The 26,472-nt window shown below is 67.0% G+C and carries 30 protein-coding genes and 1 tRNA gene; 16 read left to right on the plus strand and 15 right to left on the minus strand.

The window, feature by feature from the left end:
* Positions 1–4 precede the first annotated feature (4 nt).
* The 3 genes from MWU52_RS07590 to MWU52_RS07600 are packed head-to-tail and all read right to left on the minus strand — an operon-like array spanning position 5 to position 2,629.
* Positions 5–1,162: an AI-2E family transporter gene (locus tag MWU52_RS07590; protein ID WP_246950842.1), complete on the minus strand. Its 1,158-nt coding sequence runs from the start codon at positions 1,160–1,162 to the stop codon at positions 5–7.
* Complete coding sequence (locus MWU52_RS07595) at positions 1,146–2,138, minus strand: YihY/virulence factor BrkB family protein (protein ID WP_246950843.1); 993 nt, start codon at positions 2,136–2,138, stop codon at positions 1,146–1,148. The genes MWU52_RS07590 and MWU52_RS07595 overlap by 17 nt, the downstream gene beginning before the upstream one ends.
* Positions 2,135–2,629, minus strand: coding sequence for a DUF4112 domain-containing protein (locus MWU52_RS07600; protein ID WP_246950844.1), 495 nt, complete (start codon positions 2,627–2,629; stop codon positions 2,135–2,137). Before MWU52_RS07600 ends, MWU52_RS07595 begins: the two co-directional genes overlap by 4 nt.
* Here MWU52_RS07600 and MWU52_RS07605 point away from each other — a divergent pair.
* The 3 genes from MWU52_RS07605 (at position 2,628) to MWU52_RS07615 (ending at position 5,493) form a co-directional block, all read left to right on the plus strand.
* On the plus strand, positions 2,628–3,365 hold the full coding sequence (locus MWU52_RS07605) for an SDR family NAD(P)-dependent oxidoreductase (RefSeq protein ID WP_246950845.1): 738 nt from the start codon (positions 2,628–2,630) through the stop codon (positions 3,363–3,365). The genes MWU52_RS07600 and MWU52_RS07605 overlap by 2 nt on opposite strands.
* 108 nt (positions 3,366–3,473) lie before the next feature.
* Positions 3,474–3,914, plus strand: a complete 441-nt coding sequence (locus tag MWU52_RS07610; RefSeq protein ID WP_246950846.1) for a universal stress protein — start codon at positions 3,474–3,476, stop codon at positions 3,912–3,914.
* A gap of 16 nt (positions 3,915–3,930) precedes the next feature.
* Entirely contained in the window at positions 3,931–5,493 is a 1,563-nt protein-coding gene (locus MWU52_RS07615; RefSeq protein WP_246950848.1) for an alanine/glycine:cation symporter family protein, read from the plus strand.
* 56 nt (positions 5,494–5,549) lie between these two features.
* Here MWU52_RS07615 and MWU52_RS07620 read toward each other — a convergent pair.
* Together MWU52_RS07620 and MWU52_RS07625 are read right to left on the minus strand one after the other, a co-directional pair.
* A tRNA-Thr gene (locus MWU52_RS07620) sits at positions 5,550–5,622 on the minus strand.
* Between the two features lie 7 nt (positions 5,623–5,629).
* The gene (locus tag MWU52_RS07625; RefSeq protein ID WP_246950850.1) at positions 5,630–7,294 is read right to left on the minus strand and encodes an iron ABC transporter permease; all 1,665 of its coding nucleotides are present in this window, start codon (positions 7,292–7,294) and stop codon (positions 5,630–5,632) included.
* Positions 7,295–7,376: 82 nt separating this feature from the next.
* Between MWU52_RS07625 and MWU52_RS07630 the strand changes: the two genes are divergently transcribed.
* Positions 7,377–8,243, plus strand: a complete 867-nt coding sequence (locus MWU52_RS07630; RefSeq protein WP_246950852.1) for a hypothetical protein — start codon at positions 7,377–7,379, stop codon at positions 8,241–8,243.
* 6 nt (positions 8,244–8,249) lie between these two features.
* Here the strand turns inward: MWU52_RS07630 and MWU52_RS07635 are convergent, their stop codons facing one another.
* Complete coding sequence (locus tag MWU52_RS07635) at positions 8,250–8,525, minus strand: DUF2312 domain-containing protein (RefSeq protein WP_246950854.1); 276 nt, start codon at positions 8,523–8,525, stop codon at positions 8,250–8,252.
* Positions 8,526–8,604: 79 nt separating this feature from the next.
* Here MWU52_RS07635 and MWU52_RS07640 point away from each other — a divergent pair, with 79 nt between their 5' ends.
* Complete coding sequence (locus tag MWU52_RS07640; RefSeq protein ID WP_246950856.1) at positions 8,605–8,820, plus strand: hypothetical protein; 216 nt, start codon at positions 8,605–8,607, stop codon at positions 8,818–8,820.
* Here the strand turns inward: MWU52_RS07640 and MWU52_RS07645 are convergent.
* The gene (locus tag MWU52_RS07645) at positions 8,817–9,350 is read right to left on the minus strand and encodes an ester cyclase (protein ID WP_246950858.1); all 534 of its coding nucleotides are present in this window, start codon (positions 9,348–9,350) and stop codon (positions 8,817–8,819) included. The two genes, MWU52_RS07640 and MWU52_RS07645, sit on opposite strands and share 4 nt — an antisense overlap.
* Positions 9,351–9,639: 289 nt before the next feature.
* Here MWU52_RS07645 and MWU52_RS07650 point away from each other — a divergent pair, with 289 nt between their 5' ends.
* A complete protein-coding gene (locus tag MWU52_RS07650) occupies positions 9,640–10,116 on the plus strand; it encodes a fasciclin domain-containing protein (RefSeq protein WP_246950860.1) in 477 nt (158 codons plus the stop codon).
* Between the two features lie 36 nt (positions 10,117–10,152).
* On the opposite strand, the gene MWU52_RS07655 is transcribed toward MWU52_RS07650, so the two are convergent.
* Positions 10,153–11,202, minus strand: coding sequence for an ABC transporter ATP-binding protein (locus MWU52_RS07655; RefSeq protein WP_246950862.1), 1,050 nt, complete (start codon positions 11,200–11,202; stop codon positions 10,153–10,155).
* A gap of 89 nt (positions 11,203–11,291) precedes the next feature.
* Here MWU52_RS07655 and MWU52_RS07660 point away from each other — a divergent pair, with 89 nt between their 5' ends.
* Positions 11,292–12,287, plus strand: coding sequence for an ester cyclase (locus tag MWU52_RS07660; protein ID WP_246950864.1), 996 nt, complete (start codon positions 11,292–11,294; stop codon positions 12,285–12,287).
* Here the strand turns inward: MWU52_RS07660 and MWU52_RS07665 are convergent.
* Positions 12,277–13,275 carry a phosphotransferase family protein gene (locus MWU52_RS07665; protein WP_246950866.1) on the minus strand — a complete coding sequence of 333 codons (999 nt, stop codon included), beginning with the start codon at positions 13,273–13,275 and terminating at the stop codon, positions 12,277–12,279. The two genes, MWU52_RS07660 and MWU52_RS07665, sit on opposite strands and share 11 nt — an antisense overlap.
* A 59-nt stretch (positions 13,276–13,334) precedes the next feature.
* Here MWU52_RS07665 and MWU52_RS07670 point away from each other — a divergent pair, with 59 nt between their 5' ends.
* The 3 genes from MWU52_RS07670 (at position 13,335) to MWU52_RS07680 (ending at position 15,442) form a co-directional block, all read left to right on the plus strand.
* Positions 13,335–14,558: an acyl-CoA dehydrogenase family protein gene (locus tag MWU52_RS07670; RefSeq protein ID WP_246950868.1), complete on the plus strand. Its 1,224-nt coding sequence runs from the start codon at positions 13,335–13,337 to the stop codon at positions 14,556–14,558.
* Between the two features lie 183 nt (positions 14,559–14,741).
* The gene (locus MWU52_RS07675) at positions 14,742–14,957 is read left to right on the plus strand and encodes a DUF2945 domain-containing protein (protein ID WP_246950870.1); all 216 of its coding nucleotides are present in this window, start codon (positions 14,742–14,744) and stop codon (positions 14,955–14,957) included.
* Between the two features lie 131 nt (positions 14,958–15,088).
* Complete coding sequence (locus MWU52_RS07680; protein ID WP_246950872.1) at positions 15,089–15,442, plus strand: SH3 domain-containing protein; 354 nt, start codon at positions 15,089–15,091, stop codon at positions 15,440–15,442.
* Between the two features lie 118 nt (positions 15,443–15,560).
* Here MWU52_RS07680 and MWU52_RS07685 read toward each other — a convergent pair whose 3' ends face one another.
* Together MWU52_RS07685 and MWU52_RS07690 are read right to left on the minus strand one after the other, a co-directional pair.
* Positions 15,561–17,852 carry an NADP-dependent malic enzyme gene (locus MWU52_RS07685; RefSeq protein ID WP_246950874.1) on the minus strand — a complete coding sequence of 764 codons (2,292 nt, stop codon included), beginning with the start codon at positions 17,850–17,852 and terminating at the stop codon, positions 15,561–15,563.
* A gap of 40 nt (positions 17,853–17,892) precedes the next feature.
* Positions 17,893–18,450 carry a hypothetical protein gene (locus MWU52_RS07690; RefSeq protein WP_246950876.1) on the minus strand — a complete coding sequence of 186 codons (558 nt, stop codon included), beginning with the start codon at positions 18,448–18,450 and terminating at the stop codon, positions 17,893–17,895.
* A gap of 188 nt (positions 18,451–18,638) precedes the next feature.
* Between MWU52_RS07690 and MWU52_RS07695 the strand changes: the two genes are divergently transcribed.
* Complete coding sequence (locus MWU52_RS07695) at positions 18,639–19,532, plus strand: DMT family transporter (RefSeq protein WP_246950878.1); 894 nt, start codon at positions 18,639–18,641, stop codon at positions 19,530–19,532.
* Here MWU52_RS07695 and MWU52_RS07700 read toward each other — a convergent pair.
* Positions 19,529–20,185, minus strand: a complete 657-nt coding sequence (locus MWU52_RS07700) for an NUDIX hydrolase (RefSeq protein WP_246950880.1) — start codon at positions 20,183–20,185, stop codon at positions 19,529–19,531. The genes MWU52_RS07695 and MWU52_RS07700 overlap by 4 nt on opposite strands.
* Entirely contained in the window at positions 20,182–20,589 is a 408-nt protein-coding gene (locus tag MWU52_RS07705; RefSeq protein ID WP_246950882.1) for a DUF983 domain-containing protein, read from the minus strand. Before MWU52_RS07705 ends, MWU52_RS07700 begins: the two co-directional genes overlap by 4 nt.
* A 137-nt stretch (positions 20,590–20,726) precedes the next feature.
* Here MWU52_RS07705 and MWU52_RS07710 point away from each other — a divergent pair, with 137 nt between their 5' ends.
* From MWU52_RS07710 to MWU52_RS07725, 4 genes are read left to right on the plus strand one after another with little or no spacing between them, the layout of a single operon-like run.
* Positions 20,727–21,194 (plus strand): EF-hand domain-containing protein, encoded by a 468-nt coding sequence (locus MWU52_RS07710; protein WP_246950884.1) that lies wholly within the window; start codon positions 20,727–20,729, stop codon positions 21,192–21,194.
* Positions 21,195–21,239: 45 nt separating this feature from the next.
* Positions 21,240–21,806 (plus strand): sigma-70 family RNA polymerase sigma factor, encoded by a 567-nt coding sequence (locus tag MWU52_RS07715; protein WP_246950886.1) that lies wholly within the window; start codon positions 21,240–21,242, stop codon positions 21,804–21,806.
* Complete coding sequence (locus MWU52_RS07720) at positions 21,803–22,090, plus strand: hypothetical protein (protein WP_246950888.1); 288 nt, start codon at positions 21,803–21,805, stop codon at positions 22,088–22,090. Before MWU52_RS07715 ends, MWU52_RS07720 begins: the two co-directional genes overlap by 4 nt.
* Positions 22,087–22,518, plus strand: coding sequence for a periplasmic heavy metal sensor (locus tag MWU52_RS07725; RefSeq protein ID WP_246950890.1), 432 nt, complete (start codon positions 22,087–22,089; stop codon positions 22,516–22,518). Before MWU52_RS07720 ends, MWU52_RS07725 begins: the two co-directional genes overlap by 4 nt.
* Here MWU52_RS07725 and MWU52_RS07730 read toward each other — a convergent pair.
* Complete coding sequence (locus MWU52_RS07730) at positions 22,515–23,927, minus strand: diguanylate cyclase (RefSeq protein ID WP_246950892.1); 1,413 nt, start codon at positions 23,925–23,927, stop codon at positions 22,515–22,517. The two genes, MWU52_RS07725 and MWU52_RS07730, sit on opposite strands and share 4 nt — an antisense overlap.
* A gap of 91 nt (positions 23,928–24,018) precedes the next feature.
* Between MWU52_RS07730 and MWU52_RS07735 the strand changes: the two genes are divergently transcribed.
* Positions 24,019–24,294, plus strand: coding sequence for a DUF3572 domain-containing protein (locus MWU52_RS07735; protein WP_246950894.1), 276 nt, complete (start codon positions 24,019–24,021; stop codon positions 24,292–24,294).
* Between the two features lie 38 nt (positions 24,295–24,332).
* Here MWU52_RS07735 and MWU52_RS07740 read toward each other — a convergent pair whose 3' ends face one another.
* Positions 24,333–26,168 (minus strand): extracellular solute-binding protein, encoded by a 1,836-nt coding sequence (locus MWU52_RS07740; RefSeq protein ID WP_348645498.1) that lies wholly within the window; start codon positions 26,166–26,168, stop codon positions 24,333–24,335.
* Positions 26,169–26,472 lie beyond the last annotated feature (304 nt).

Raw genomic sequence — 26,472 nt, forward strand, 5'->3', positions numbered from 1 at the left:
TCCGTCAGGCCGGGCGTTCCTTTTCGGGCAGGAACCCTTCGGCATCGCCGAGGAACAGGCCAACCTTGCGAAGGCGGGGAATGCTGTCGCAGACGACCTTCACCACGATCAGCATGGGAACGGCGACGACCATGCCCATGATCGACCAGATCCACGCGAAGAACGCGACGGAGAGGAACACCATCGTCACGTTCAGCCGCAGCCGCTGCCCGACCAGCGAAGGGGTGACGAACTGCCCCTCGAATGCCGTCAGCGCATAATAGGTCGCGAACACGCCGAGCGCGGCCCAAAGGTCGAGAAAGGACACGAAGGCGATGACCGCCGCGATCGAGGCGCCGGCAACGGCACCGACGAAGGGCACGAAGTTGAACACCGTCGCCATCAGACCGATCAGCCAGGGCGACGGCATGTTCCACCACCACATGCCCAGCCCGATCGCGGCCCCCAGGCCGATATTGATCAGCGTGATCGCGCCTAGGTAGTTGCCCAGGCGGGTCTCGATCATTCGGATCATGCGCACGGTCTGCTTCTTGTTCTCGAACCGGTCCGCGACCTGCACCGCTTTCTGTATGAACAGGTCCCCCGACGCGACAAGAAAGAAGAGCAGGCACATGGCGAAGACGATCTGTCCCAGCAGTGCGGGCGCGATGGCGGCGACGGATGCGGCCAGCCCGGCATTGTCGACCACCTGGACCTGCATCGGCTCGACGGCGCCCGCCTGCTCCAGCGCCTCGTCCGTTGCATCGGCGGCAACCGCGAAGGCTTCGAACGGGCCGCCGGGACCGGTCAGGGCCGCGACGACCTGTTCCAGCAATGTCGGGATGTCGGTCACGAACTCGTAGATCGGGTCGCTGAGAAGCATGCCGCCGACGAACAGGACGGCCGCGATCGACAAGGTGAAGATTGCCGCCGCGACAGGCGCGGGGATTCCGATCCTCTCCAACCCGCGACGCGGCGCGTTCAGGATGAAGTACCCCAGGATCGCGGTCGTGACCGGGATCAGGAACACCGAAGCGAAGACGAGTGCCTGGATCGTCAGCAGGATGAAGATACCGGTGACCGGCACCAGCAGGGGATGACGTGGCGGCCGCTGCGGGGGCAGCTGCGGAAGCGCCGCGATGTCGTGCGGCGCGTCGGGCGCCGGATCACCCAGCGGTGCCAAGCTCGTCAGCCTTCACGGCCCCCCGATGGCCCATGGGTTCGCGAACGCCCGTGGTGGTGTCGCGCGCCGTCTGGGCCTCGATCTCGGAATTGATCTCGGCACCGAACAGGATGACGTAGGCCGACAGCCACATCCACATGAGGAGCACGATCACCCCCGCGATGGAGCCGAACGTCTCGTTGTAGCTGCCGAAGTTCTGCACGTAGAGAGAGAAACCGATCGACACGACCAGCCAGAGCACGCTTGCCAGGATGGCTCCGGGCGTCAGCCATCTCAGCTTGGCCCGCGAGCGGTCGGGACCCCATCGATAGAAGGCGACCACGCCCCCCACGAACAAGAGCGCCAACGGAACGTAGGACAGGATCTGGATCAGGCGTTCCATCCAGGGGGAGAATGCCAGGAAGGCCAGTGCGACAGGGACGGCGATGATCAGAAGGGCCGCCAGGATCACGCCCAGCACCATCAGGATCGTCATGAAAATCGTCATCAGCTTCAGCTTGACGAAGCCCCGTGTCTCCGTTTCGTCGTAGGCGAGGTTGAGCCCCTCGATCAGGCTGCCGACACCCGCCGAGGCGGACCAGAGAGCCAGAAGCAGGCCGAGGATGAGGCCGAGGGTCAGGCCACCCTGCTGCGATCCGGCGACCTCCTTGGCCTGGTCCAGCAGGATCTGGCTCACATCGGGCGGCACCACTTTGGAGACGCCCTCCAGCGCCGCGACGAGTTCCTGTGGTTCGTACAGAAGGCCAGCGATCGCCATAAGCGCGGTGATCGCCGGAAAGATCGCCAGCAGGCCGTAGAACGCGATGCCAGCGGCGACGAGACCCACGTGATCCTTTGAGATCTCACCGATCACCCGTTTCAGGATGTCCTTCCAGCCGGCTATCGGAATCGCGCCTGGCTTGTCGGCGGCGCGTCCCCGTCCCGGCTCGATGCGTTGCGCCTGGGCCGCGGATACGGGGTCGTTCAAGTCGCTCATGTGGTTCTCATCCGATTGTCTGGTCGGGTTGCCGGTTGTCCCGGTTTTTCCTTCGCGAAGTGACGGCGCAACAGTGCCACGTTCCGGCGGTTCGCCTTCCATCCGACGTCGAAGATATCGCCGATCACCGGGATGGAGCCGACCACCCAGTCAACGCCCGAATTGAAGACCATCCGGCCCTTGACGTGGCTGGGCGCGCCCAGCCGGTGCGCTTCCAGGAGGATGTATCCCGCGGGTCCCAGCGTGGCGATGTCGCCCAGCCCGGGGATCAGCCCGAGGATGCCGTCCCAGCCGAACCGGATGCTGGTGCCTGGAATGCGATAGCGGCTATCAAGATTGTCGGCCAGCCGGTCCAGGCGGTCGAGACGATCGGTCAGGTCGGGTTTCACGCGGTATCCTCCTGAATCCGAAACGCGGCAGGACACGAGCGGGTTCCCCGCTGCGTCCCTCGCGGCTAGGCTTGCGGCGAGGTCTTTGGGGGAGCGGAACATGACACGGGACATCTCGGGACAGATCGCGGTCGTGACCGGAGGCGCGCAGGGGATCGGCCTTGCGGTGCTGCGCAAGCTGGTGGCCGCCGGCGCGCGGGTGGCCAGTTGGGACGCCAACGCCGCGCTGAACGAGACGGTCATGGCCGGGGAAGACGCGCTGGCCCTGCCCTGCGACGTATCCGATTTCGCCTCCGTCCAAGCGGCGCTGGATGCGACGGTCGATCGGCTCGGTCCGCCCGCGATCCTCGTGAACTCGGCCGGGATCGCGGGGCCAAACATGCCGGTGGCCGACTATCCACCGGAGTATTGGGCGCGCATCGTCGCCGTGAACCTGACGGGCACGTTTCACGTCAACCGCGCCGTCGTCCCCGGCATGCATGAAGCGGGCTATGGCCGCATCCTCAACATCGCCTCCATCGCGGGGAAGGAGGGCAACCCGAATGCTTGCGCCTACTCCGCCTCCAAGGCGGGGGTGATCGGGTTCACCAAATCGCTGGGCAAGGAACTGGCCGACATGGATATCGCCGTCAACTGCGTGACGCCGGCGGCCGCCCGGACCCCGATCTTCGACCAGATGAGCAAGGCGCATATCGAATACATGCTCTCCAAGATCCCGCGCCAGCGGTTCCTGGAGGTCGAGGAAGCAGCCGAGATGATCCTCTGGACCGTCTCGCCCGCGAACAGTTTCACAACCGGCGCCGTCTTCGACCTCTCGGGCGGTCGCGCCACATACTAACCCCTAAACCTCTGATACCGCTACGTCATAAGTGCGATACAGCAGCGCCATGATAGTGCTACCGTTGACGGAGCGCGGAACATCCGCAGGGCGAGGGAAGGAATGGACATGGCAGACATCACCTTGGTCGTCGGACTCGACGGCAGCCCGGCGGGGGAACGGGTCCTGACCTTCGCGCGCGAACGCGCCAGCGCGCTGGAGGCCTGTCGCATCATCATCTGCTACGTCGTCGAATGGTCGCCGTGGACGTTCCAGACCGCCGAGGAGAACGAGTCCCGCCACGCCCGCCGCAAGGAGGAGGTGAAGACCGCCCACGAGCGTATCGTCGATCCGGCCGTCACGTCGATGCAGGCCGAGGGTCTGACGGTGACGGGCCACGTGGCCCATGGCGATGCCGCCGAGATCCTGAACCGTCTCGCCCATGACAAGGGGGCCACACAGATCATCATCGGGCGCGTCGGTGTCCAGGGCATGGTCGAGCGTGTCTTCGGTGGCGTCAGCGGCAGGCTGATCGCGTCCGCGGCCGTTCCGGTCACCATCGTTCCGTGAAGAAAGGTCCGTCGACATGAAACATCTTGCATCGGCCGCGCTCGCCGCAGGCCTGATCTCCGCACCGCTCCAGGTGGCCGCGCAGGAGGTCGTGACGCTGGACCAGCGCGTCAACGACATCTTCGCCAATTCCACCGGATGGTTCGTTAACCTCATCTTCGCGCCCCTGCCGTTCAGCGTCTACGGCGTATCATTCCCATGGATCGTGCTGTGGCTGGTCGTGGGCGCGACGGTCTTCACGCTCTATTTCGGCTTCATCCAGTTCCGGGCATTCGGCCACGCGGTGGCACTGGTCAAAGGCGACTATTCGGACCCGAACGATGCCGGCGAGGTCAGCCACTTCCAGGCGCTCGCGACCGCATTGTCCGGCACCGTGGGCCTGGGCAACATTGCGGGCGTCGCGGTTGCCGTCGGCATCGGCGGGCCCGGGGCGACGTTCTGGATGATCGTCGCGGGCCTTCTGGGCATGGCGTCGAAGTTCACCGAATGCACGCTCGGCGTGAAGTACCGTAACGAGTATCCCGATGGGCACGTCTCGGGCGGGCCGATGTACTACATGACCAAGGGCTTCACCGAGCGCGGCGCGCCTGGCGGTTCGATCCTGGCAATCCTGTTCTCGATCTTCTGCATCGGCGGCGCGCTCGGCGGTGGTAATATGTTTCAGGCCAACCAGGCGCATGCCCAGATTTCGGGCATCGTCGGCGACTATCCGGGCTGGATCACCGGCGTGATTTTCGCGGCGGTGGTATTCGCCGTCATCATTGGCGGCATCAAGTCGATCGCCAAGGTAACCGAAAAGGTCGTGCCGTTCATGGGCATCCTCTATGTCGGCGCCGCCCTGGTCGTGCTGATCGTGAACTACGACCTGATCGGCTGGGCGTTCGGCCAGATTTTCGCCGGCGCCTTCACCGGGCTGGGCGTGGCGGGCGGCCTCGTCGGGGCGCTGATCCAGGGTTTCCGCCGCGCCGCCTTCTCGAACGAGGCGGGCGTCGGCTCCGCGGCCATCGCCCACTCGGCGGTGCGCACGAAGGAGCCGATCACCGAAGGCGTCGTCTCCCTGCTGGAGCCGTTCATCGACACGGTGGTCATCTGCACGATGACAGCGCTCGTCATCACCATCTCCGGCGTGCTGATCGTGGATGAGGCGACGGGCCTCTTCGTCCTGGACGAGGCGGGCACGGCGATCTCCACCGTGGGCGGCGTCTCGGGCGTGCAACTGACCTCGGCCGCCTTCGCGACGGGCCTGTCCTGGTTCCCGTACGTCCTGGCGCTCGCGGTGGTGCTCTTCGCCTTCTCGACCATGATTTCATGGAGCTACTACGGGCTGAAGGCGTGGACCTACCTGTTCGGCGAGGGCAAGACGAAGGAATTGATCTTCAAGCTGATCTTCTGCGTCTTCGTGGTGATCGGGGCGGCCGCGCAACTGGGCGCCGTCATCGACTTCTCGGACGCGATGATCTTCGCCATGGCGGTGGTCAACATCACGGCACTCTACGTCCTGATGCCGATCGTGAAGCGCGAGATGAAGAGTTACTTTTCGCGGCTCGACACCGGCGAGATCCGCCGACACAAGGCCTGAGGCGAACCTCGGGGCGCCGGATACGCGCCCCGAGGTCACCACCGGAAGTGAACCGGTGCCCCCACACGGACTCGAACCGCGGACCTACTGATTACAAATCAGTTGCTCTACCAGCTGAGCTATAGGGGCGTTCGCGTCATCTAGCCGCGTCCGCCCGGTCGAGCAAGAGCACCGCAACCAATCCGACGGCCGAAATCACGAGGGCCGCAGGCGCCGCGTCCGACAGGCGTTCCAGCGATGCCTGATCGTGCACCCGTGTGGCCAGCGTGTCGAAGCCGAAGGGGCGCAGCAGCAGCGTAGCCGGCAGTTCCTTGACCGCGTCGACGAAGACAAGGAGGAGCGCCATTGCGACCGAACTCCGCATCAGGGGCAGGTGCACCGCCCGCAAAGTTCCGCCTGGCGTTCGCCCAAGCGACCGCGCGGCCAGCGGCAACGACGGGGGGATCCGGCCCAACGCCGCATCCGCCGCCCCCTGCCCGATTGCGAAGAACCGGACGACATAGGCAAAGATCAACGCCGCGGAGGTCCCCGTCAGGATCAGCCCCGGGTCGTGTCCGGTCACCGCCAGGATGAAATCCGCCAAGTGGTTGTCAAAGGCCGCCACGGGGATCAGCACGCCCAGGCCCAGCACGGCCCCGGGCGCGGCATAGCCGACCGTCGTCACGGGAAGCAGGATACGCGGCAATGTCCGCCCCGCCATGCGCACGCCGTAGGTCATGAACAGCGCGAGCGTCACGGTGATGACGGCGGCCAGACCCGCCACCATCAGCGTGTTGCCGATCGCCTGGATCAGGCCGGGGGCCAGCCAGCCATCCGCCGCGACGATGGCGTGCCAAGCCATGACACCGGCCGGGAAAACGAAACCCAACAGGACGGGCAGCGCGCAGGCCAGCATCGCCGCCGCCGCCGCGCGCCCCCCGAGACCCGTGCGGGTCACCGGTCGCTGTGACCGGGCAGCCTGCCAGAACCGGCGGCGACGGCGCGACTGCCGCTCGATCCAGACCAAGGCGGCGATCAGGATCAGGATGACGCAGGCGATCTGCGCCGCCCCGCCGGCGTTTCCGCCCGAAAGCCAGACGGAGAAGATGCCCGTGGTCAGCGTCTGGACGCCGAAGAATTCGACGGTGCCGAAATCATTCACCGTTTCCATCATCGCGACGGCGACCCCGGCGGCAATGGCCGGGCGGGCGAGCGGCAGACCCACGCGGGCGAACCGCTGCCATGGCCCGGCGCCGAGGGCGCGCGCCACTTCGAACCCCGCGCCCGACTGTTCCGAGAAAGCGGCACGCGACAGAAGATACACATAGGGATAAAGCGACAGCCCAATCACGAGGATCGCGAAGGGCCGCGACCGGATGTCGGGAAACGCGTAATCCGCCGCCGACTGCCATCCGAAGGCGCCGCGGAGCGCGGTCTGGACCGGCCCGGCATATTCAAGGAAATCCACCAGGGCGTAGGCCCCGACATAGGCCGGGATCGCCAGTGGCATCAGCAGCGCCGAGGCGAGCCACCGACGGCCCGGAAAGTCGTGCATCGCGACGATCCAGGCGGTGCCGGTTCCCACGACGGCCGTCAGCAGGCCGACCCCGACCATCAGCACGAGCGTATTGCCCAAGTATCGCGGCAGCACCGTAGTAGCGAGATGCGGCCAGATGTTCTCGGACGGAAATGCCGCCATCCAGAACACAGCCGCAATGGGAACAATGACGAGCGCGGCAATCACCAGCGCGCCGATAGACCAGGGATCGGGCCAGGCCCAGGCGCGGCGTGCCGGCAAGGTCCGAGTGTTTTGGTCAGACATATCCCTAGCCGCTAGAACATCGCCGTTTGCCTGTCCAGCGGGTGGCGTCTAGTTTGCCGCGAAACAAGGCAGGGACGGCCACGTGGAAATTGCCATTCATCTCGGCGCGCATTGCACGGACGAAGACCTGCTGCTGCGAACGCTGGCCGACAACGGCGCGCTTCTGGACCGTGCGCGCGTCCACATCCCGGCGGGCAACAAGGCGCGGCCTGTCCTGCGCCGCGCGCTGCAGGGGGCAAGTCGGTCGCCAACGGCGAACGCGCCGGATGCGTTGGTGGACGACCTGCTGCGGGGCGCCCTGGCCGACCGGATGGTGCTAAGCTACGAGGGATTCCTAGGCACCTATGCCACGGCACTCGCCGGGCCGCGGCTCTATCCGGATGCGGGCGACCGTTGCCGATCCCTGTGCCGGATCTTCGACAGCCACGACGTGTCGTTCTTCCTGGCCGTCCGAAACCTGGCGACCTTCGTTCCGGCGCTCTTCCAGGCCTCCTCGGTCGAACGGTTCGAGGATTTCATGGCCGGGCACGATCTGGGCCGCGTCACCTGGTCCGAACCCGTGTCGGCCATACGCGAGGCCTGTCCCGAGGCGCCCCTGACCCTGTGGTGCAACGAAGACCTGCCGCTGATTTGGCCCGACGTCCTCCAGGCGGTTTCGGAAATCGACGACACCATGAAGGGGCAGAACGCGATCCTGCGGCAGATCATGACCCGCGAGGGCTTTCGCCGAATGGACGCGTATCTGCAGGAGAACCCGGCCCCCGCGCGGTCGACCTGGCGCAAGGTCGTCACCGCGTTCCTGGCCAAGTATGCCGACGAGGCCGTCATAGAACCCGAAATCGCCCTGCCCGGCTGGACCGGGGAAATGATCGCCGGTCTGTCTGACCTCTACGAGCGCGACGTGGCGCGGCTGAAGGCGATGGAGGACGTGACCTTCATCGCCCCCTGACCGGCCTCAGCTCATCCCGAGCGCTTCCTTGTACATCTCGAGGACGGCTTCCTCCTCGGCGATGTCGTCGGGCTCGCGGCGGCGCAGGGCAATGACCTTGCGCATCACCTTGGTGTCGTAGCCGCGCCCCTTGGCCTCGGCCATGACCTCCTTCACCTGTTCGGCGATGTCCTTCTTCTCCTGCTCCAACCGCTCGACGCGCTCGATGAACTGGCGCAGCTCGTCGGCGGTCACGCGATAGGTGTCGGCGGGCCCGTCTTCCACGACTTTCAGATCGGCCATTGTCCCTGCTCCTCTTGTCTCGATCAGGCGCCTTCGGTACCGCCGGGACGCGGGCGATGCAACAAACGGGGGCCATGCGATGACGGCATTGATCTGGATCGGCGGCGCGATGACGGTCGCGGGGCTGGCGGGGCTGGTCTGCTGCATCGTCATCGCCGCACGCGCACGGTCGCGGGGCCTCGAAGGCGCGGCGATGGAAGAACGTCTGCGGCGCCTCGTCGCGCTGAACCTGGGCGCGCTCGCCGTCTCGGCCCTGGGGCTGATGCTGGTCGTGACCGGCGTGATCCTGGCCTAGCCGGCCGGCGGTGCGGGCGGGGTCCGGGTGCCGTCGTCGAACGCCTCCCATCCGCGGCCGTCGAAGACGTCACGCCCGAGCTGCGCGAGGACATGGGGAAAATCGACCATCACCCAATTGTCCACGATCCGGCCGTCGACGACCTTCCAGAAATCCATGTAGCGGATTTCCACGCGCTTGCCGGTCGGGGCGATTCCCATGAACTCGCCGCGATGGGTGGCTTCCTGCCGGCCGAACGCCGCGGCCCATTCGCCCATGTAGAGGCGCGCCTCGTCGATGCAGGTCTTGTCGCCGAACGCCGCCTGGAATGGTTTCTGCCAGTTCTCCTGAAAGGCGCGCAGTCCGTCCTTGGTGCCGCAGCCATAGTTGCCCATCCAGCGGAACGACTCGGCGAAGAACTCGCCGATATCGGCGATCCGATGGTCGTTCAGACCGTCGACCATCCCCTCGATCACGCGGCGCGTGTCCTCCGTTTTCGACAGGTCGGCATCGCGGGTCAGCGGGGCCTGCTGCGGGCGGTTCTTGGGCATGAAAGGTCCTCCGGGCAGGGTCGATGCATGTGGTGGGCATAGCCGCGGACGGCCATGCCTGGCCAGCCCAGTATCCGTTTTCGACCACGGCGAAACGGGCACGCGGAATTTCGCGCAACACATTATGATGACTGGATTTCGCCGAAGGCCGCGGCTTGGTTCGCTTCCGCCGCCCGGCAATGCGTCAGGCCGCCGCATGGGCGGGTTTCGCCGCACTTCTCCCGGCGCGGCAACCCCCTACCTGCGGCCGGACGGAAACGCACCGTCAACAACATAGGGAGAGCTTGAGATGATCCGCAGAACCTTTCTCGCCATGGCCGCAACCACTGTCATGGCCGGCTCCGCCTGGGCCGACGCCCATGCGAAGGACATCGTCGATACCGCAGCGGAGGCCGGGAACTTCTCGACCCTGCTCGCGGCGGCCGAGGCCGCCGGGCTGGTGGAAACGCTGAAGGGCGAAGGCCCGCTCACGGTCTTCGCGCCGACGGACGAGGCCTTCGCCGCGCTGCCCGATGGGACCGTCGACACCCTGTTGATGGAGGAGAACCAGCAGCAGCTGACCGACGTCCTGATGAACCACGTCGTATCCGGAAAGGTCATGTCCACCGATCTGTCCGACGGCATGGAGGCCGAAACGGCGGGCGGCGGAACCCTGACCATCGGGACCGAAGGCGGCGTGACGGTCGGCGACGCGAATGTCGTGACCGCCGATATCGAGGCGTCCAACGGCGTGATCCACGTCATCGACACCGTGCTCGTGCCCTAAGGCCGACACGCCGGCGGGGGCCGTTCGCGGCCCCCGTCAGGCCACCCGTTCGCCCGATTTGGCGTCGAACAGGTGGCAAATGGATGTTGGGACATGCGCCCCGAACGGCGCCCGGATCTTGGTGCGGAACTCCTTTGGGGCCTTCACCGCAACCAGCGCCCCCCCGGCCCGGACCGTGACCATGGTCGAATCACCCAGCAGCTCCATCGAATAGACGGGCGCCTGAACCTCGCCCTGACCGTCGGGCGCAACCGACGCATCCTCGGCGCGGAAACCGCAGGTGACCGGACCTTTCACGCCGGTAAACCCGGGGATCTCGACCCCGCTGGCATGGAACGTCCCGTCGATGACCTCCCCCTCCATCAGGTTCATCGCCGGCGACCCGATGAACCCCGCGACGAAAGTGTTGGCCGGATTGTCGTAGATGTCGGTGGGCGTGCCGACCTGCTGGACGACGCCGGCCTTCATGACCACGACGCGGTCGGCCAGTGTCATCGCCTCGATCTGGTCGTGGGTCACGTAGATCGTCGTCACCTGCAACTCATGGCTGAGATTCTTGATCTGCGCCCGCGTCGAGACGCGCAGCTTCGCATCGAGGTTCGACAGCGGCTCGTCCATCAGGAACACCTTGGGCGTCCGCACGATGGCACGGGCCAGCGCCACGCGCTGCCGTTGCCCGCCGGAGAGCGCGGCCGGCTTGCGATGCAGGAAATCGTCCAGTTCCACCATGGCCGAGGCGCGCTTGACGCGTTCCTCGTGCTCCTCCTCTGGAACCTTCCGGACCTTCAGCGGAAAGCGGATGTTCTCCCAGACGTTCATGTTGGGATAAAGGCCGTAGGACTGGAACACCATCGCCACGTCGCGATCCTTGGGGTCCAGGTCGTTGACCCGTACGCCGTCGATCACGATGTCGCCCGAAGATGGATCCTCCAGCCCGGCAATCATGCGCATCGTCGTCGTCTTGCCGCAGCCCGAGGGCCCGAGCAGGACCAGGAACTCGCGGTCGGCGATATCAAGGTCGAACTGATGGACGCCGACGAACTCGCCCCACCGCTTGGTGACCTGATTGAGCTTGATCTCCGCCATCGCGGTGTCCCCCCTGATCTCTGCGAACACACTAGACACGCCACCCACGCTGCGGCAAGCGTTTTGCAAGCGTATGCAAGGAGGCCCGGATGCGCGCCGACGACGAAGCTTTCCGCAAGGGGGCGCTCGCCGCCCTGACCCATTTGGCGCGTGGTGATACCGACGTGTTGGCCCCGGGTGCCCAAGCATCCGCGCCCCACCCGTTCGGTGCGCTGGACGCACAAGGCCTCGGCACCCTCCACGCCGACCTTCTCCGTGCCCTGCCCGATCTGGAAAGGCGCGACGACATCCTTCTGGCGGGCCGGAACATGCCCGACGATCGGATGCCCGGCCCGCGCCCGAGCCCGCTGGTCGCGACCCTCGGCGCGTATGTCGGCACGTTCCGGGCGCCCTTCGCCCGCATTCCGCCCACGGGGGGCGTGGTGACCCTGAATTACGGCGAGGCGCATCATTTCGAAGACGGGCGCCTTCGCCGGTCCTGGCTGGTCTGGGACATCGCCGACCTGATGCGACAGGCCGGATGCTGGCCAATGTCCCCGCCCTTGGGTCGGCCCGGGTACTGGCCTGCGCCGAAAGGCGGCACCGGCCTGTGCCTTTCCCCCGCGCCGGAGGAGGGAAGCCTGGAGCGCGTACTGGCCATGCATGACGCGCTGCATCGTTTTAACGGCCGCAACCTGGGATCGATGCCGATGGACGCCTGGGCCGACGACTTCATGTATTACGCGGCCGGCAATATCGGCGCTTGCCGCGGGCTGGATGGCTTCCGTGCCCATCACCAAATCCCGTTCCTGCGGGCATTCCCCGACCGCAAAGGTGCGGGCCATTTCGTCCGCCTGTCCGACGGGCCCTTCGCCGTAACCGGGGGCGACGTCGCGTTGACGCATACCGGCGCGGACTACATGGGCATCCCCGCCACCGGGCGGTCGCTGCGGTTCCGCGTCATGGATTTCTATCACTTCGACGCCGATGGCCGCATCGCCGAAAACTGGCTGCCGAACGACACGATCGGACTGATGGCGCAGATGGGTGTCGACGTGATGGCCCGGATGCGCCACCTGACCGGCGAACCCTCCACTACCCTGTAAGCTCCAGGCCCAGCGCGATGACCTCGGGGACCAATCGGCCATAGGCCCGCGCCTGGTCGGGGTTCGCGGCGTTCCCCGCCGCCGCCCGCGCGCCCACGCCGGTCAGGATCGCGGCCAGCCGAAAGGCCGCCAGCGTCGTCCAGGCGTTCCAGTCCCGAATCTCCTGCCCGGTGCCGGCAGCGAAGCGCGCCAGATACGCTTCTTCGCCCGGCAGGCCCTTGGCGTACCTGTCGATGCCGCCCAGTCCGCGCAGCGGGCCGTCATTCGGCAGATGCCACTGCATGCATTGATAGCCGAGATCGGCCATCGGATGACCCAGCGTCGAAAGCTCCCAATCCAGCAGACCGATGACGCGCGGCTCGGTCGGATGGAAGATCATGTTGTCCAACCGGAAGTCGCCATGCACCAGCGCGGGCCGGGCGGCGACGGGGTCATAGGCGGCCAGCCAATCGGCCAGAGCCAGCATGTCCGGGTCGGGCCGGTCCACGCTGGCCCGGTACTGCCGCGTCCAGAGTGCGACCTGCCGCGCGAAGAACCCATCGGCCCGCCCGAAATCTGCGAGACCCACGGCGTCGGGCACGACATTGCCGAGCGCGATCAGGACATCTCCCATGGCCGCGTAGATCGCCGCGCGATCGTCCACGTCCGGCAAGGCCGGATCCCAGAAGATGCGGCCGCCCAGATGCTCCATCACATAGAAGGTGCGGCCAAGCGGGTTCGGGCCGTCAGCCAGCAGAACCATCCGCGGCACGGGCACGTCCGTTCCGGCCAGCGCGTCCATCACCCGGTATTCGCGTTCCACCATATGTGCCTTGGGCAACAGGCCGCCCGCAGGCTTCGCCCGCAACACCAGCGTGCCGTCCGATGTGTCCAGCGCCCATGTCGGGTTCGACTGCCCCGTCCCGAAGCGCCGCGCGCCTGTGATTGCCGGGCGCCCCGGCAGGCGCGCCGTCAGCCAGGGGCCGAGGTCTGGGGGCAAGCCGTCCATTCGCGCAGGGTTGCGCGTCCGCGAGGGTCTGACAAGACTGGCTGTCGGAGGTGGGCGCGATGGATCTGGGACTGACGCCGCGCGGGCGCGAATTGCGGGATGCCGTCGCGACCATGGTGCGCGATGAGATTGCCCCGCAGGACGTTGAATTCCACGCCGAGACGGGGCGCGACGACGACCGCTGGCGGCATACGGATCGCCAGACCGAGATCCTGGAATGCCTGAAGGCGTTGGCACGCGAACGGGGTCTGTGGAACCTGTGGCGGACGCACCTGCCCGGCGGACCGGGGATCACGACCGTCGACTACGCCTGGATCGCCGAAGAGATGGGGCGCAGCTGGCTGGCGCCCGAAGTGTTCAATTGCAACGCGCCCGACACCGGCAACATGGAGGTTTTGGCTCGTCACGGCACCGATGCGATGAAGGAGGAATGGCTGCGACCGCTTTTGGAGGGTCGCATCCGGTCGGCCTACCTCATGACGGAGCCGGGGACGGCCTCGTCGGACGCGACGAACATCGCGATGTCCTGCCGTCGCGATGGCGACGAATGGGTCCTTGACGGCGAGAAATGGTGGGCCACCGGCGCCGGCGATCCGCGCTGCGCGGTGCATATCGTGATGTGTCGGACCGATCCCGACGGGCCGCGCCATACCTCCCATTCTATGGTGGTCGTGCCGGCGCGCACGCCGGGGGTCGACGTTCTGCGCGGGATGCAGGTCTTCGGCGACGACGAGGCGCCGCATGGCCATATGCACATCCGCTACGAAGGCGTGCGCGTGCCGCTGGACGCGATGCTGCTGGGCGAAGGCCGCGGCTTCGAGATCGCGCAGGGGCGGCTGGGCCCGGGGCGCATCCACCATTGCATGCGGGCCATCGGCATGGCCGAGAAATGCCTGGATGCAATGGTCGACCGCGGTGCCACGCGCGAGGCTTTCGGCAGCGATCTCAACCATCTGGGCGGCAATCTCGACCGCATCGCCGAGGCCCGCATCGGCATCGACGGTGCGCGGCTGCTTTGCTTGCGCGCGGCTTGGGCGATGGACCAGGGCGACATGAAGGCCGCCGCGCCGCTGATCAGCCAGGTCAAGATCATCGCGCCGCGCGTGGCGCTGTCGGTCTGCGACGACGCGATCCAGCTGCACGGAGCGGCGGGCGTCAGCCAGGACACCGACCTGGCCCGGACCTGGGCGCATCTGCGGACGCTGCGCCTGGTTGACGGGCCGGATGCGGTGCATTTGCGGACGGTGGCACGGGCCGAGCTGAAGGCGCATGCAACCCACTGACTTCGCTGTAGATTTCACAGGCACCCCCGGTACACCCGGCGTACACCCCCTGTACATACGCGTGTGCACCCCCCGCGGTCGATGCCCGACCGACATGCAACACCGTGTCGCACGGCGTTACGCGCGCGCCGGAACCGCCGTGCCGGACCACCGGTTGGCCCCGGACGGCAAACGGAGGCACGCATGGCCAGCTATAGCGAAGGCGACAAGGTGAAGTGGGATTGGGGCAACGGCACCGGAACCGGCACTGTGAAAAAGACCTATACCCAGAAGATCACGCGTAAGCTGCAAGGGACGGAGGTGACGCGAAACGGATCCGATGACGACCCCGCGCTCTATATCGAGCAGGAGGACGGCGACGGGGTGCTGAAGCTCTCGTCGGAGGTGAAGAAAGGGTGATGTCCCGGAGCGACAGGTCCCCTTGCCGATGAAGGGATGAGATCGGCACGCCAGATCTTTTGCCGTTCACACCACCGGGACGCCTTCGAGAACGATCCTTGTTCCCCGCTTTTTTTCACGGAGACCAGACAATGGGACGTCATCGGGTCGCTACCGACTGGAACGCGACGTATGACGATCCGATCTCGCTTGAGATGGGCGACGAGCTTTGGCTGACGGGCAGGACCGATAGCTGGGACGGTCATGTCTGGGTTTGGGCGAAGAACAGTGTGGGGCAGGAAGGTTGGATACCCAATGACCTCGTCAGGAAAACGAAGGGCCGGACTTATGCGAGAATGAGTTTCTCGGCTCTGGAGTTGACATGCCGCCAGGGCGAGGACCTGCTTGGCATGGCCGAAAGGCACGGATGGACCCTGTGCAAGAATGCAGATGGCTTGGTCGGTTGGGTTCCGTCAAGGAACCTGACCAGGATCGAAGGCCGCTAGGGATCCAGTCGAGACATCGGGTCCCGCGGACTCATCGCACCGTCGGCCATGCGACCGGTCATGTCCAAGCGCTGACACTGCCCGAGACAGTTCGGCCGGAACGTCCGCCCTGCCCCCATCACCCGTAATGGGCCACCGGCGTGCCGGCGAGGGCGGAGACGTTGAGCAGGCCGCGTGCCGTGATCGACGGCGTGACGATGTGGGCCTTGTTGCCCATCCCCATCAGCAGCGGCCCGACCTCGAGCCCACCGGCGCGGGCCTTGAGGATGTTGCGCGTGGCCCCCGCTGCATCGGTCGAGGCGAAGACTAGCACATTGGCCGGCCCATCCATGCGCGAGCAGGGCAGGAAGCGGGCACGCAGCTCGGGATCGAGGGCCGCATCGACGTTCATCTCGCCCTCGTAGACGAAATCGAGCGACATCGCGTCGAGCGCGGCCACGGCGGCGCGCATGGTCTTGCCGGACTCGGAATCGAGATTGCCGAATTGCGAGCCCGAGCACAGCGCAATCTTCGGCTCGACCCCGAAGCGGCGGACATGACGCGCGCAGGCGATGGTCGTCTCGGTCACCTGCGCGGGCGTCGGGCAGGCATGGACATGGGTATCCGCGATGAAGAGCGGCCCGTCCTCCAGGATCATCAGGGACAGGGCGCCCACGGCATGCAGGCCGTCCTGCCCCAACACCTCGGTCACGTAGCGCAGATGCCATAGGAACTGGCCGAACGTGCCGCAGATCATGCTCTCGGCCTCGTCCCGAGACACCATGACGGCGGCGATGGCGGTGGTGTTGGTGCGCATGACAGCGCGGGCCAGGTCGGGCGCGACGCCCTTGCGGGCCATCAGCGAATGATAGGTTTCCCAGTAGTCGCGGTAGCGGGGGTCGTTCTCGGGGTTCACGACCTCCAGGTTGCGGCCGGGCTCGATCGTCAGCCCGGCGCGGGCGATCCGGGTCGCGATGACATCGGGCCGGCCGATCAGGATGGGGATGTCGGTCGTCTCCTCGGTCATGGCCTGGGCGGCACGCAGGACGCGCTCGTCCTCGCCCTCGGCGAAGACGATGCGGCGCTGGGCCTGCGCGGCCGCGGCGAAGACCGGGCGCATGATCATGGCGGACTTGAAGACGGAGGCGTCGAGATTGGCCTTGTAGGCCGCCATGTCCTCGATCGGGCGGGTGGCCACGCCCGACTCCATCGCCGCCGCAGCGACCGACGAGGCGACGACCCCCATCAAACGCGGGTCGAAAGGCTTGGGGATCAGGTAGTCGGTGCCGAAGGTCAATTGCTCGCCCTGGTAGGCCGCCGCCGCCTCGGCCGAGGTGGTGGCGCGGGCCAGGGCGGCGATCCCCTCGACGCAGCCGACCTTCATCGCCTCGTTGATTTCGGTGGCGCCGACGTCGAGGGCGCCGCGGAATATGAATGGAAAGCACAGAACGTTGTTGACCTGGTTGGGGTGGTCGCTGCGCCCGGTGGCTATGATTGCGTCGGGTGCGGTGGCCTTGGCGAGGTCGTAGGCGATTTCGGGGTTCGGATTGGCCAGTGCGAAGATGATGGGCTTCGGGGCCATCCGCGACACCATGTCGGGTTTCAGCACACCCGGACCGGACAGACCCAGAAACAAGTCGGCCCCGTCGATCACCTGGCCTAGGTCGCGCGGTCCGCCGGGTTGGGCGTAGGCGGCCTTCTGCGGCGTCATGTCGATCTCGCGGCCCTCGTGGACGAGGCCGTGCAGGTCGCACAGGAACACGTTTTCGCGTTGGACACCCAGTGTCAGCAGCATGTTGAGGCAGGCGATGCCCGCCGCACCGCCGCCGGTCGAGACGACCTTGATGTCGGCCCATTCGCGATCCGTCAGCTTGAGCGCGTTCAGCGCGGCGGCACCCACCACGATGGCGGTGCCGTGCTGGTCGTCGTGAAAGACGGGGATGTTCATCCGCTCCCGGCACAGCTTCTCGACGACGAAGCAGTCGGGCGCCTTGATATCTTCCAGGTTGATGGCGCCGAAGGTCGGCTCCAGCGCGCAAACGATGTCGGCCAGGCGTTCGGGATCGCTTTCGTTCAGTTCGATGTCGAAACAGTCGATGCCGGCGAACTTCTTGAATAGGACCGCTTTGCCCTCCATCACCGGCTTGGAGGCGAGCGCGCCGATATTGCCGAGCCCCAGCACCGCCGTTCCGTTGGTGACCACCGCCACGAGGTTTCCGCGCGCGGTGTAGTCGAACGCGCGGTCCGCATGGGCGCCGATGGCGGTGCAGGCTTCGGCCACGCCGGGCGAATAGGCCAGCGATAGGTCGCGACCGTTGGCCAGAGGCTTGGTGGGCCGGATCTCCAGCTTTCCGGGCTTGGGGAACTGGTGGTAGGACAGGGCCGCCTGTCGCAGGGCAGCCTGCGGATCGTCCGTGTTTCGGTCGCTCATCGTCGTCTCTCCGCGCCTGCCTTGCAGACGCGCTTATCACCTAAGTCGATCGCCGGGCCAGACCCAGCATTTCGCGTGCGCCGCCCAGACACGCCTCGACATAGCCGACGCGCAGCTCGGGCGGCACCAGATCCCGCAGGGGGGTGGCCAGACGGCGGCTTTCGGCGATGCAGAGGAGGATCTGATTGCGCGTTCGCGCCGCCCCCTGCGTCGGGACGAAATCCCCGGGATTGGCGACGTAGAGCCCGACCGACGCGATGACCTCGGCATCCGACAGGCGCAATGCGTCGCGCAGATACCAGGCGGTCACCTCCGCCTCGGTCAGATCGAGCCGTGCCGCATGGTCGCCCGCCCAGCCCTGTGGGCACATCGCCGCGTCGAAGCCGGTCTGCACCACCATATCGCGCAATGCCGCCTGGGTGCGGATGACGGGGGCGAAAGCGAACTGGGCCAATGTCAGGACAAGCGCCAGTACCATCCCGCCGAGCCCCAGCCCCACGCAGACGGATTCGAGACGCGAGGCATCCCCCAAGCCCGCCGCCAGCCGGGACCACCCCGTCGCCGCCGCGCGGACGGGAACGGTCGGCGGCGGGATCATCAAGGGCATTGCGGCAGAACTCCGGTCGGATTGCGACAGAGGTAGAGCGAATTCGTGGCAGGAATAAGGCAGCCTCGGCCGACATCGTTCCGCGGACCGAAACCTTGTCGTCGCTGCGCCGCGTTCGTTTCGACCCCGGCCTCTTTTGCTCTGGCCCGCGCCATCGCGGGCTGTCAGATGCCCGAAGCATGTCACTCTGGTTGTTCGCCACGCTGCTCGCGGCATCGGTTCAGGCGCTGCGCTTCCTGCTGCAGAAGCGTCTCGCCCTCTCGGGCCTGTCCTCGACGGCGGCCACCTTCGCGCGGTTCGTCTATGCGCCGGCGGCCGTCGCGCTGGGCCTGGGCGCATGGGTCTTGGTCGCGGACGGCACGCTGCCGCCCATCGGCGACGGATTCTGGCCCTATGCTGTGGCCGGCGGCATCTCGCAGATCCTGGCGACGATCTGCGTCGTTGCGCTGTTCTCGTACCGCAACTTCGCCGTGGGCATCGCCTTCTCGAAGGTGACCGTGCTGATGACCGTCGTGGCGGGCTTCCTGATCCTGGGCGAAACGGTCACCGCCGCCGACCTCGCGGCCATGGCGCTGGGTTTCCTGGGCGTGGTCCTCCTGTCGGTGCCCGAGGGTCGGAGGTGGCAGGTCTTCAACCGTGGTTCGCTTCTGGGCCTCGCCTCGGGAGTCTTCTTCTCGATCTCGGCGGTCGGATATCGCGGCGCCTCGCTCCTGGTGCTGTCGGACGCGCCACTGGTCCGCGCGGCCGTCACGCTGGGCCTCGTCACCCTGTTGCAGACCGTGCTGCTGGGCGCCTGGCTCGCCTGGCGGGACCCGTCCGGACTGATGGCGGTGTTCCGTCGCTGGCGCGCGACGTCACTGGTCGGGGCCACGTCGATGATCGGATCGATGGGTTGGTTCACCGCCTACACGCTGCAAACCGCCGCCTACGTGAATGCCGTGGGCCAAGTGGAGTTGATCCTGTCCATCGCGATCGGTTGGATCGTGCTGGGCGAACGCCAGACAAGACGCGAAGTGATCGGCATCTCGCTGGTCGGGCTGAGCGTCGTCGCCCTGATCCTGCTGCGCGCCTAGAGCCGGCAGAAGACCGAGCTGTCGCCCGAATTGTCGAAGAACGGCGTGCCGGGCACGTCGCGGCCGGCGGCGATGGCGGCGGTCTCGGCCAGGACGACCTCGGTGATGAACGGCATGTCCAGCGCCCGCGCGCGGTCCAGCGGAACCCAGTGCAGATGGCTCAGCTCGTCCTCGGCCCGGCCGAAATCGTCGGGATCGGTGGCGAGCGCATCGGCCGAAGCCAGAAAGAACCGGGCATCGAAGCGCCGCGGCCGCCCAGGCGGCGTTATGGCCCGAAAGATGAACCGCAGCGCCCCGGCATCCGGCAGCAGCCGCTCGAATCCCGGCCAGTCGCAGGTGCCTGCCTCTGCGTCCGCGGGCCTGCCGACGACCTGCCCCGTCTCCTCGGCCAGCTCGCGGATCGCGGCGGCGGCCAACATTTCGGGCGCGACTTCGGAGCGGGACTCCAATGCGGCACGGGTCTGAGCCCCCAGGGGCCTCGCGAAGCGCGCGGCGCCGTCCCCCGCCTCGACCGCGCCGCCGGGGAAGACGTATTTTGACGGCATGAACACGGCACCGGCCCCGCGCTGCCCCATCAGGACGGCGGGTCCGGACGGGCCCTGGTCGCGCAGCAGGATGATCGTCGCCGCATCCCGCACGGGCGCGTCGGTCATGCGGCCAGGTCGGAGGGCGCGTCGCCGCGACCGAAGCCATGCATGCGCGCAGCCCATTGGACGCCCACGATGACGCCTTTCAGGCGCGGAAGGAACCAAAGCGAAAGCACCACGGATGCCAGCATGAAGATCGCCATGAAGCTGTACGGGTCCGGCTCGAACGCGACGAAGTACCACAGCATGGCCGGGCCGATGATATGCCCCACGATCAGCAGCGTCAGATAGGGCGGCCCGTCATCGGCGCGATGGTGGTGCAGTTCCTGCCCGCAGGCGTCGCAGGTGTCGCGCACCTTCAGATAGCTGTGCAGCATCGCGCCCTCGCCGCAGTTCGGGCAGCGGCGGCGCCAGCCGCGCCACATGGCCTGCCGCATCAGGCGGGGGTCTTCGATCGGGGCTTGATCCATCGGACGATCCTTTCGCTGTCCGACTAGCTAGGACGTCGGGGCGGGCGTGAAAAGACCGCGACGGAAACCGGGGGCCCGGACGTGTAACCGAGGACCGCCAGGCGACGGGTCTGCGCGGCCATCGAAAAGGAGACGACATGAACAGGATCACCGCAACCGGCCTGGCCATCTGTGCCGGCCTTTTCCTGGGACCCCTTGCCGCCGAGGCGCGCGGGCCCGGTCCGGACCGTCCCGCCTTCGGCGACGTGGATGCCGATGCCGACGGTCGGATCATGCCGGCAGAACTGGCGGCCTTCGGCGCGGAACGGCGCGCCGACCGGATGGATCGGGCCGACACGAATGGCGACGGCGTCCTGACCCGGGCCGAACTGCGCGCCGCATCGGAGGCCCGGACGGCGCGCCGTGTGGACGGCCTGATCCAGAGGCTGGACAAGGACGCCGACGGCGTGCTGAGCAAGGACGAACTGCAAGCCGGTCCGGAACGGCGCGACACCGGCGCGCGACGCGCGCGCCAGTTTTCGCGGGCGGATAGCGACGGGGATGGTGCCATCGACGCGGCCGAATGGGACGCCGCCGTCGCCCGACATTCCCGTGGACGCAGGTAGGATCGAAGGGCGGGGCACAGGTGCCCTGCCCCGAGCGGGGGCCGCATGGATGACCGGGATCGCCGTCATGAAGCCGACCTTCTGGCCGCGGCCGGGCGCGGCGATGCCCGCGCCGCGGCGGCGCTGCTGGACCGGCTCGGGCCGCGCCTGATGGCGTTCGCCCTTCGCATGACCGGCGGCCACCGTCCCTTGGCCGAGGATGTCGTGCAGGAAGCGTTCCTGCGGCTTTGGCGCAGGGCGGATGACTGGGATGCCGACGGCCCGGCCAATATCGGAACCTGGCTGGGCCGTGTAGCTGCCAACCTGGCGGTGGACGCGCATCGGCGCGATGCCCGCCTGACGCCCCTGCCCGAAGGGGTGGAGTTCGCGGACGACGCCCCCTCGGCCTTGGCGGGCTTGATCCAGGCGGAGCGCCTGTCGGCGCTGGACGCCGCCCTTTTGCGAATGCCGGCCCGGCAGCGGCAGGCCGTGGTGCTCCGCCATGTCGAGGGCTATTCCAACCCGGACATCGCGGCCATGCTGGAATGCGGTGTCGAGGCCGTCGAGAGCCTGACGGCCAGGGGAAAGCGGCGTCTGGCCGAACTGCTGGATGAAGGGGGTGAGAACGAATGACCGATCACGACCTGGAGAACCGCCTCCGCGACCTGCAATCACGGGAGGTGCCGCTGCCCCGCGACTTGCGCGCCCGGATCCTGGCCGAGGTCCGACCGGCCCCGACCGCGCGCCGGTTGCCGTGGTGGGGCTGGGCCGGCATGCCGGCGGCGACCGCTCTCGGCCTCTGGATCGGATTGATGCAGCCCGTGCTGGTACAGCAGATGCTGCCGCTCGGCACCGAGGAGGCCACGCTTTTGGGCGACCTGTTCGGCGGCGCCTTTCCGGAAGGAGAAAGCGGATGACCCAACCCTGGATGCGATGGCTGCTCGTGGCGTCGCTCTCGATCAATTTGCTGGTGGCCGGGGCCGTTCTGGCGGCGCTGGTGCAGGGGCGTACGGCAAGGACCGAACGCGCGGGCGGGCCACCGGAGATCGCGCTCCTGATCCGCGCGCTCGACCGTGACGACCGCGGTGCCCTGCTGCGTAAGCTGCGCGCCACAGACGGCATCCGCACCGGACGCGACAGTATGGCCGCCGCGCGGGCACGCATGATCGGGGCGCTGCGATCGGAAACCTTCGACCGCGCCGCATTCGAGGCCGCCCTGACCGAACAGCAAGCCATCCGTGGCCGGCTCTCGGCCCACGGCATTCCGATGATTGCCGCCTTCGTCGGGTCGCTGTCGGAAGAGGAACGGGCCGCGCTGGCCCGGGCCCTGAGGCGCCGGCGCTAGCTCGCCGCCGCGAGGCGGACGCGGTTCCGGCCGTCGTCCTTCGCCGAATAGAGTGCCCGGTCCACCGTCTCCATCGCGCGGGAGGCCGCGTCTTCGCACTCCTCCATCATGGCGACGCCGAGCGACAGGGTGACAGACAGTTCGCCCTCGCCCACCGGTATGCGCAGCGACTGGACGGCGGCGCGCAGGCGTTCGGCGACCACGCGAACCTGCGCCAGGTCCGAATCCGGCAGGATGGCGAGGAACTCCTCTCCGCCGATGCGAGCCACCAGATCCTCGGCGCGCAGGCTTTCCTGCAGGACCTTGGCGACCTTCGACAGGACCAGGTCGCCCACCGGGTGACCATAGGTGTCGTTCACCCGCTTGAAATGATCGATATCCATCAGGACGACGCCCGCGCGGATGCCCTGCGCGCGGCAGCGCGTGGCCACACGGTCGAGATGGCCCAGACCGAACCGCCGGTTGTGCAGCCCGGTCAACGGGTCGATCACGGCCAGCTTCAGCCCCGTGTCGAGCGTGTCGCGCATGCGGTCCGCCCGCTTCTTGCGGGCCAGCTGCGTGCGGATGCGCATGGCGATTTCGTCGGTCGGGAACGGATGGTAGCCCACATCCGCCGCCCCGAGATCGAGCGCCGTGGCCGCGCGCTCGCTGTCGCCCGGCGGCAGCAGCATGATGAACGCGGCATGACGCGTCGCGCCCCGCGAGCGGAGTTCGGACATCAGGCGCAGCCCGTCGTTGCGCCCGCCCAGATCGGCGTCGATCAGGAACAGGTCGGGCGCCATCTCGGCCGTCATGGCAAGCGCACCGTCGCGATCCACGATGCTGACCGCCTCGCGGAACAGCGGACGCAGGCGGTCGCGCTGGACCGGCAGCCAGGTGGCGTCGTTTCCGCCGATCATCGCGATCCGCCCCTCGACCGGGGAAGGTTTGGCACTGAACGAGGCCTGCCCCGCCGCCTCGGCGAAGCCACAGGGCGCGGCGGGTGGCGCGGCCATCTCGAGCAACGCCCCGCCGCGCGCCTCGTAGTCGCGCTCCGCCTCGCGGGTGCGCAGAAGCGACCGAACACGGGCCAGCAGCGCGATTTCGTCCACCGGCTTGGACAGGAAGTCGTCGGCGCCGGCCGACAGCCCGTCCATCCGCGCCTCCATATCGTCGGACGCGGTCACGAGGATCACGGGGATGGTGGCGGTGTCGGGGTCGGCGCGCAGCCTGCGGCAGGTGTCGGCCCCCGTCATGCCGGGCATCATCATGTCCATGATGATGATGTCGATGCCGCCGCCGGCCGCGATCTCCAGCGCCTCGGGGCCACTGGCGGCGGGCACGACCTCGTACCGGGCGGCGGCCAGCTTGACCTTCATCACGATACGGTTCGTGGCGACGTCGTCGACGATGAGGATCCGTCCGGACATTGCGGTTTTCTCGTGAATGGCGCTTCGATTGCGGTCAGTAATCCGCCATGAAGGTTAACAAAAGGTTTCAATGAGCTCGGGGAGCACGCGAATGACGCAGGATGACGCCGAAGTGATCGCGCTGGGGGCGCTGGGATGGCTGGCGCAGGCGGATCTGCTGGATGCCTTCCAGAACAGCACGGGCGCCGATCGCGATACGATACGCGGCGCCGCGAAGGAGCCCGAGTTCCTGGGCGCGGTTCTGGATTTCGTGCTGATGGACGACATGTGGGTCGCCGGCGCATGCGAGACGCTGTCGCTGCCGCACCAGGAGTTGCTGGCCGCGCGCACGGCGCTGCCGGGCGGGAACCTGCCGCACTGGACCTGACGCGCCGGCGACGGCGGACGCGCCGCCCGGCGATCTCCCTACTCCTCGAACCACCAGATATCGGGCTGGAAGCCGATCCAGTCCCCGTAGATCGGAAGTCGGTCGGCGGGGTAATTCAGGTCCTTGTCATGGGCGATCCAGCTGACGGGATTGTGCCAGATCGGAATGACGTAGCGGCCCGCCGTCAGCACCCGGTCCAGCGCCTTGACGGCTGCGACGTAGCCTTCCTGCGTCTCGGCGCCCAGCATCGCGTCGATCATCGCCGTGATCGCCGGATCGTCGGCACCCATCAGGTTTCGGCTGCCGGGCGTCTCGACACCGTCGGGGCCCCAATAGGCGGTCTGTTCGTTGCCCGGGCTCAGCGACAGGCCCCACTGGTACCACATCATGTCGAATTCATAATTGACAGTGCGGTCCTTGAACTGCGCGCTGTCGACGGCGACGGGACGGGCCTCGACGCCGAGGCGCCGCAGCGACTCGACATAGATGTCGACGATCGACTGGACCTCGGACGACCCGCTCTGCACCAGGATCTCGAAGGAGAGGGGACCGTCCGGGCCGGTCATAACGCCGTCCTGCACCTCGTATCCGGCTTCGGCCAGCAGGCGCGTCGCGGTCCGCAGCCCCCGCCGGTCGGCCACCTGCCCGTCCGAGGACGGCAGGACGTAGCCTTCCATCGTTCCCGGCAGCAGGTCGTCGGCATGAGGTTCAAGCAGCTCGGCGACACGTCCCTCGGCGGGGCCTGCCGTCATGCCGAGCGGCGAGTTGGCGAAATAGGACGTGATGCGTGGCTGCGCGCCGGCATTGATGACGTTGTTGACGTAGTCGAAATTGAACGCCTGGATCATGGCCTCGCGCACACGCCAGTCGTCGAAGGGCGCGCGTCGGGTATTCATGACCAGACCCGTCATGCCGGTCGGACGCTCATGCGGGATCTCCGACAGGACGATCTCGCCGGACTGCACGGCCGGAAAGTCGTAGTCGCGCGCCCAGGCCGTCGCGTTCGTCTCGCGCATGGTCGACAGCTCGCCGGCCTTGAACGCCTCGAAATGCGCGGTCGCGTCGCCGAAGAACTCCATCCGGATCGTGTCGACATTGTTCGTGCCCCGCCGGAACGGGTGATCGGCGCCCCAGTAATCCTCGTTCCGGGTCAGCTCGACGAAACGGCCGGCATCGAAATCGGTGATGACATAGGGCGCGGTGGTGATCGGGATGTTGCCCAGACCGGACCGGAAGAACGCGTCCTCGTCCTCGGCATATTGCGCGGCCTTCATGATGGGACGGTATCCCAGCGTCATCAGCAGCTCGCGGTCCGGCGCGCCGATGGTGAAGCGGATGCCCCGTTCGCCCACCTTCTCGACGTTCTCGACCTTGGAGAAGGCAGCGCGGTAGCGGCCGTTCGCCCCCTCCCGCCCCAGAATGTTCCAGGACCAGATGACGTCCTCGGGCGTGACGGGCGTACCGTCGGAAAACCGGGCCTCGGGGTTCAGGGTGAAGGTGATTTGTGTCTCGTCCTCGTTCACCTCGACGGTCTCGGCCAACAGGCCGTAAAGCGTGAACGGTTCGTCCCAGCTGCGCCCCAGAAGGGACTCGTAGGCCAGAAAGCGCAGCTGCCATGGCACGCTGCCCTGCTGGATGTGGGGGTTGAGGCTGTCGAAGCTGCCGACCTGGCCATCCGAGAACGTTCCGCCCTTCGGCGCATCGGGGTTCACATACGGAAGATGCGCGTATCCGGAGGGCAGCGCAGGCTCGCCGTAAAGGGCGATTCCATGACCGTCCGCGATCGCCTGATGCGCGATTCCCGCCGCCGCGGCGAATGCTGCAAATGCGCATATCGGGAACGCGAATCGTGAGAAACGATTGTTCATCATCATGTTACCTGCCCCTAACGTGCTGCCTGGGTTGACATTTATCTGATTCATTTGGTCGCAGACCAGTGAATATTCTCTTGGACTCTGCCGGACGAGCGTCTATAACGGCGTTACTGCTCGATAGGTTTCTTGCCTGTATGAAACCTGCCTCAATGACTGAACGCCGGCCTTGTGCCGGCGTTTTTTTTGGTCCTCCCTTTGGGCGTGTCAGTCAACGGCGCGGATGCCGGTCCGCGGGTTTCGGCCATCGGCACTTCACTTCGCATCCGCAGCATCTATTGTCCGGCCCAGACCGACAGAGGAAAGG

This window comes from Jannaschia sp. S6380, from assembly GCF_023015695.1.
Classification (GTDB): domain Bacteria; phylum Pseudomonadota; class Alphaproteobacteria; order Rhodobacterales; family Rhodobacteraceae; genus Jannaschia.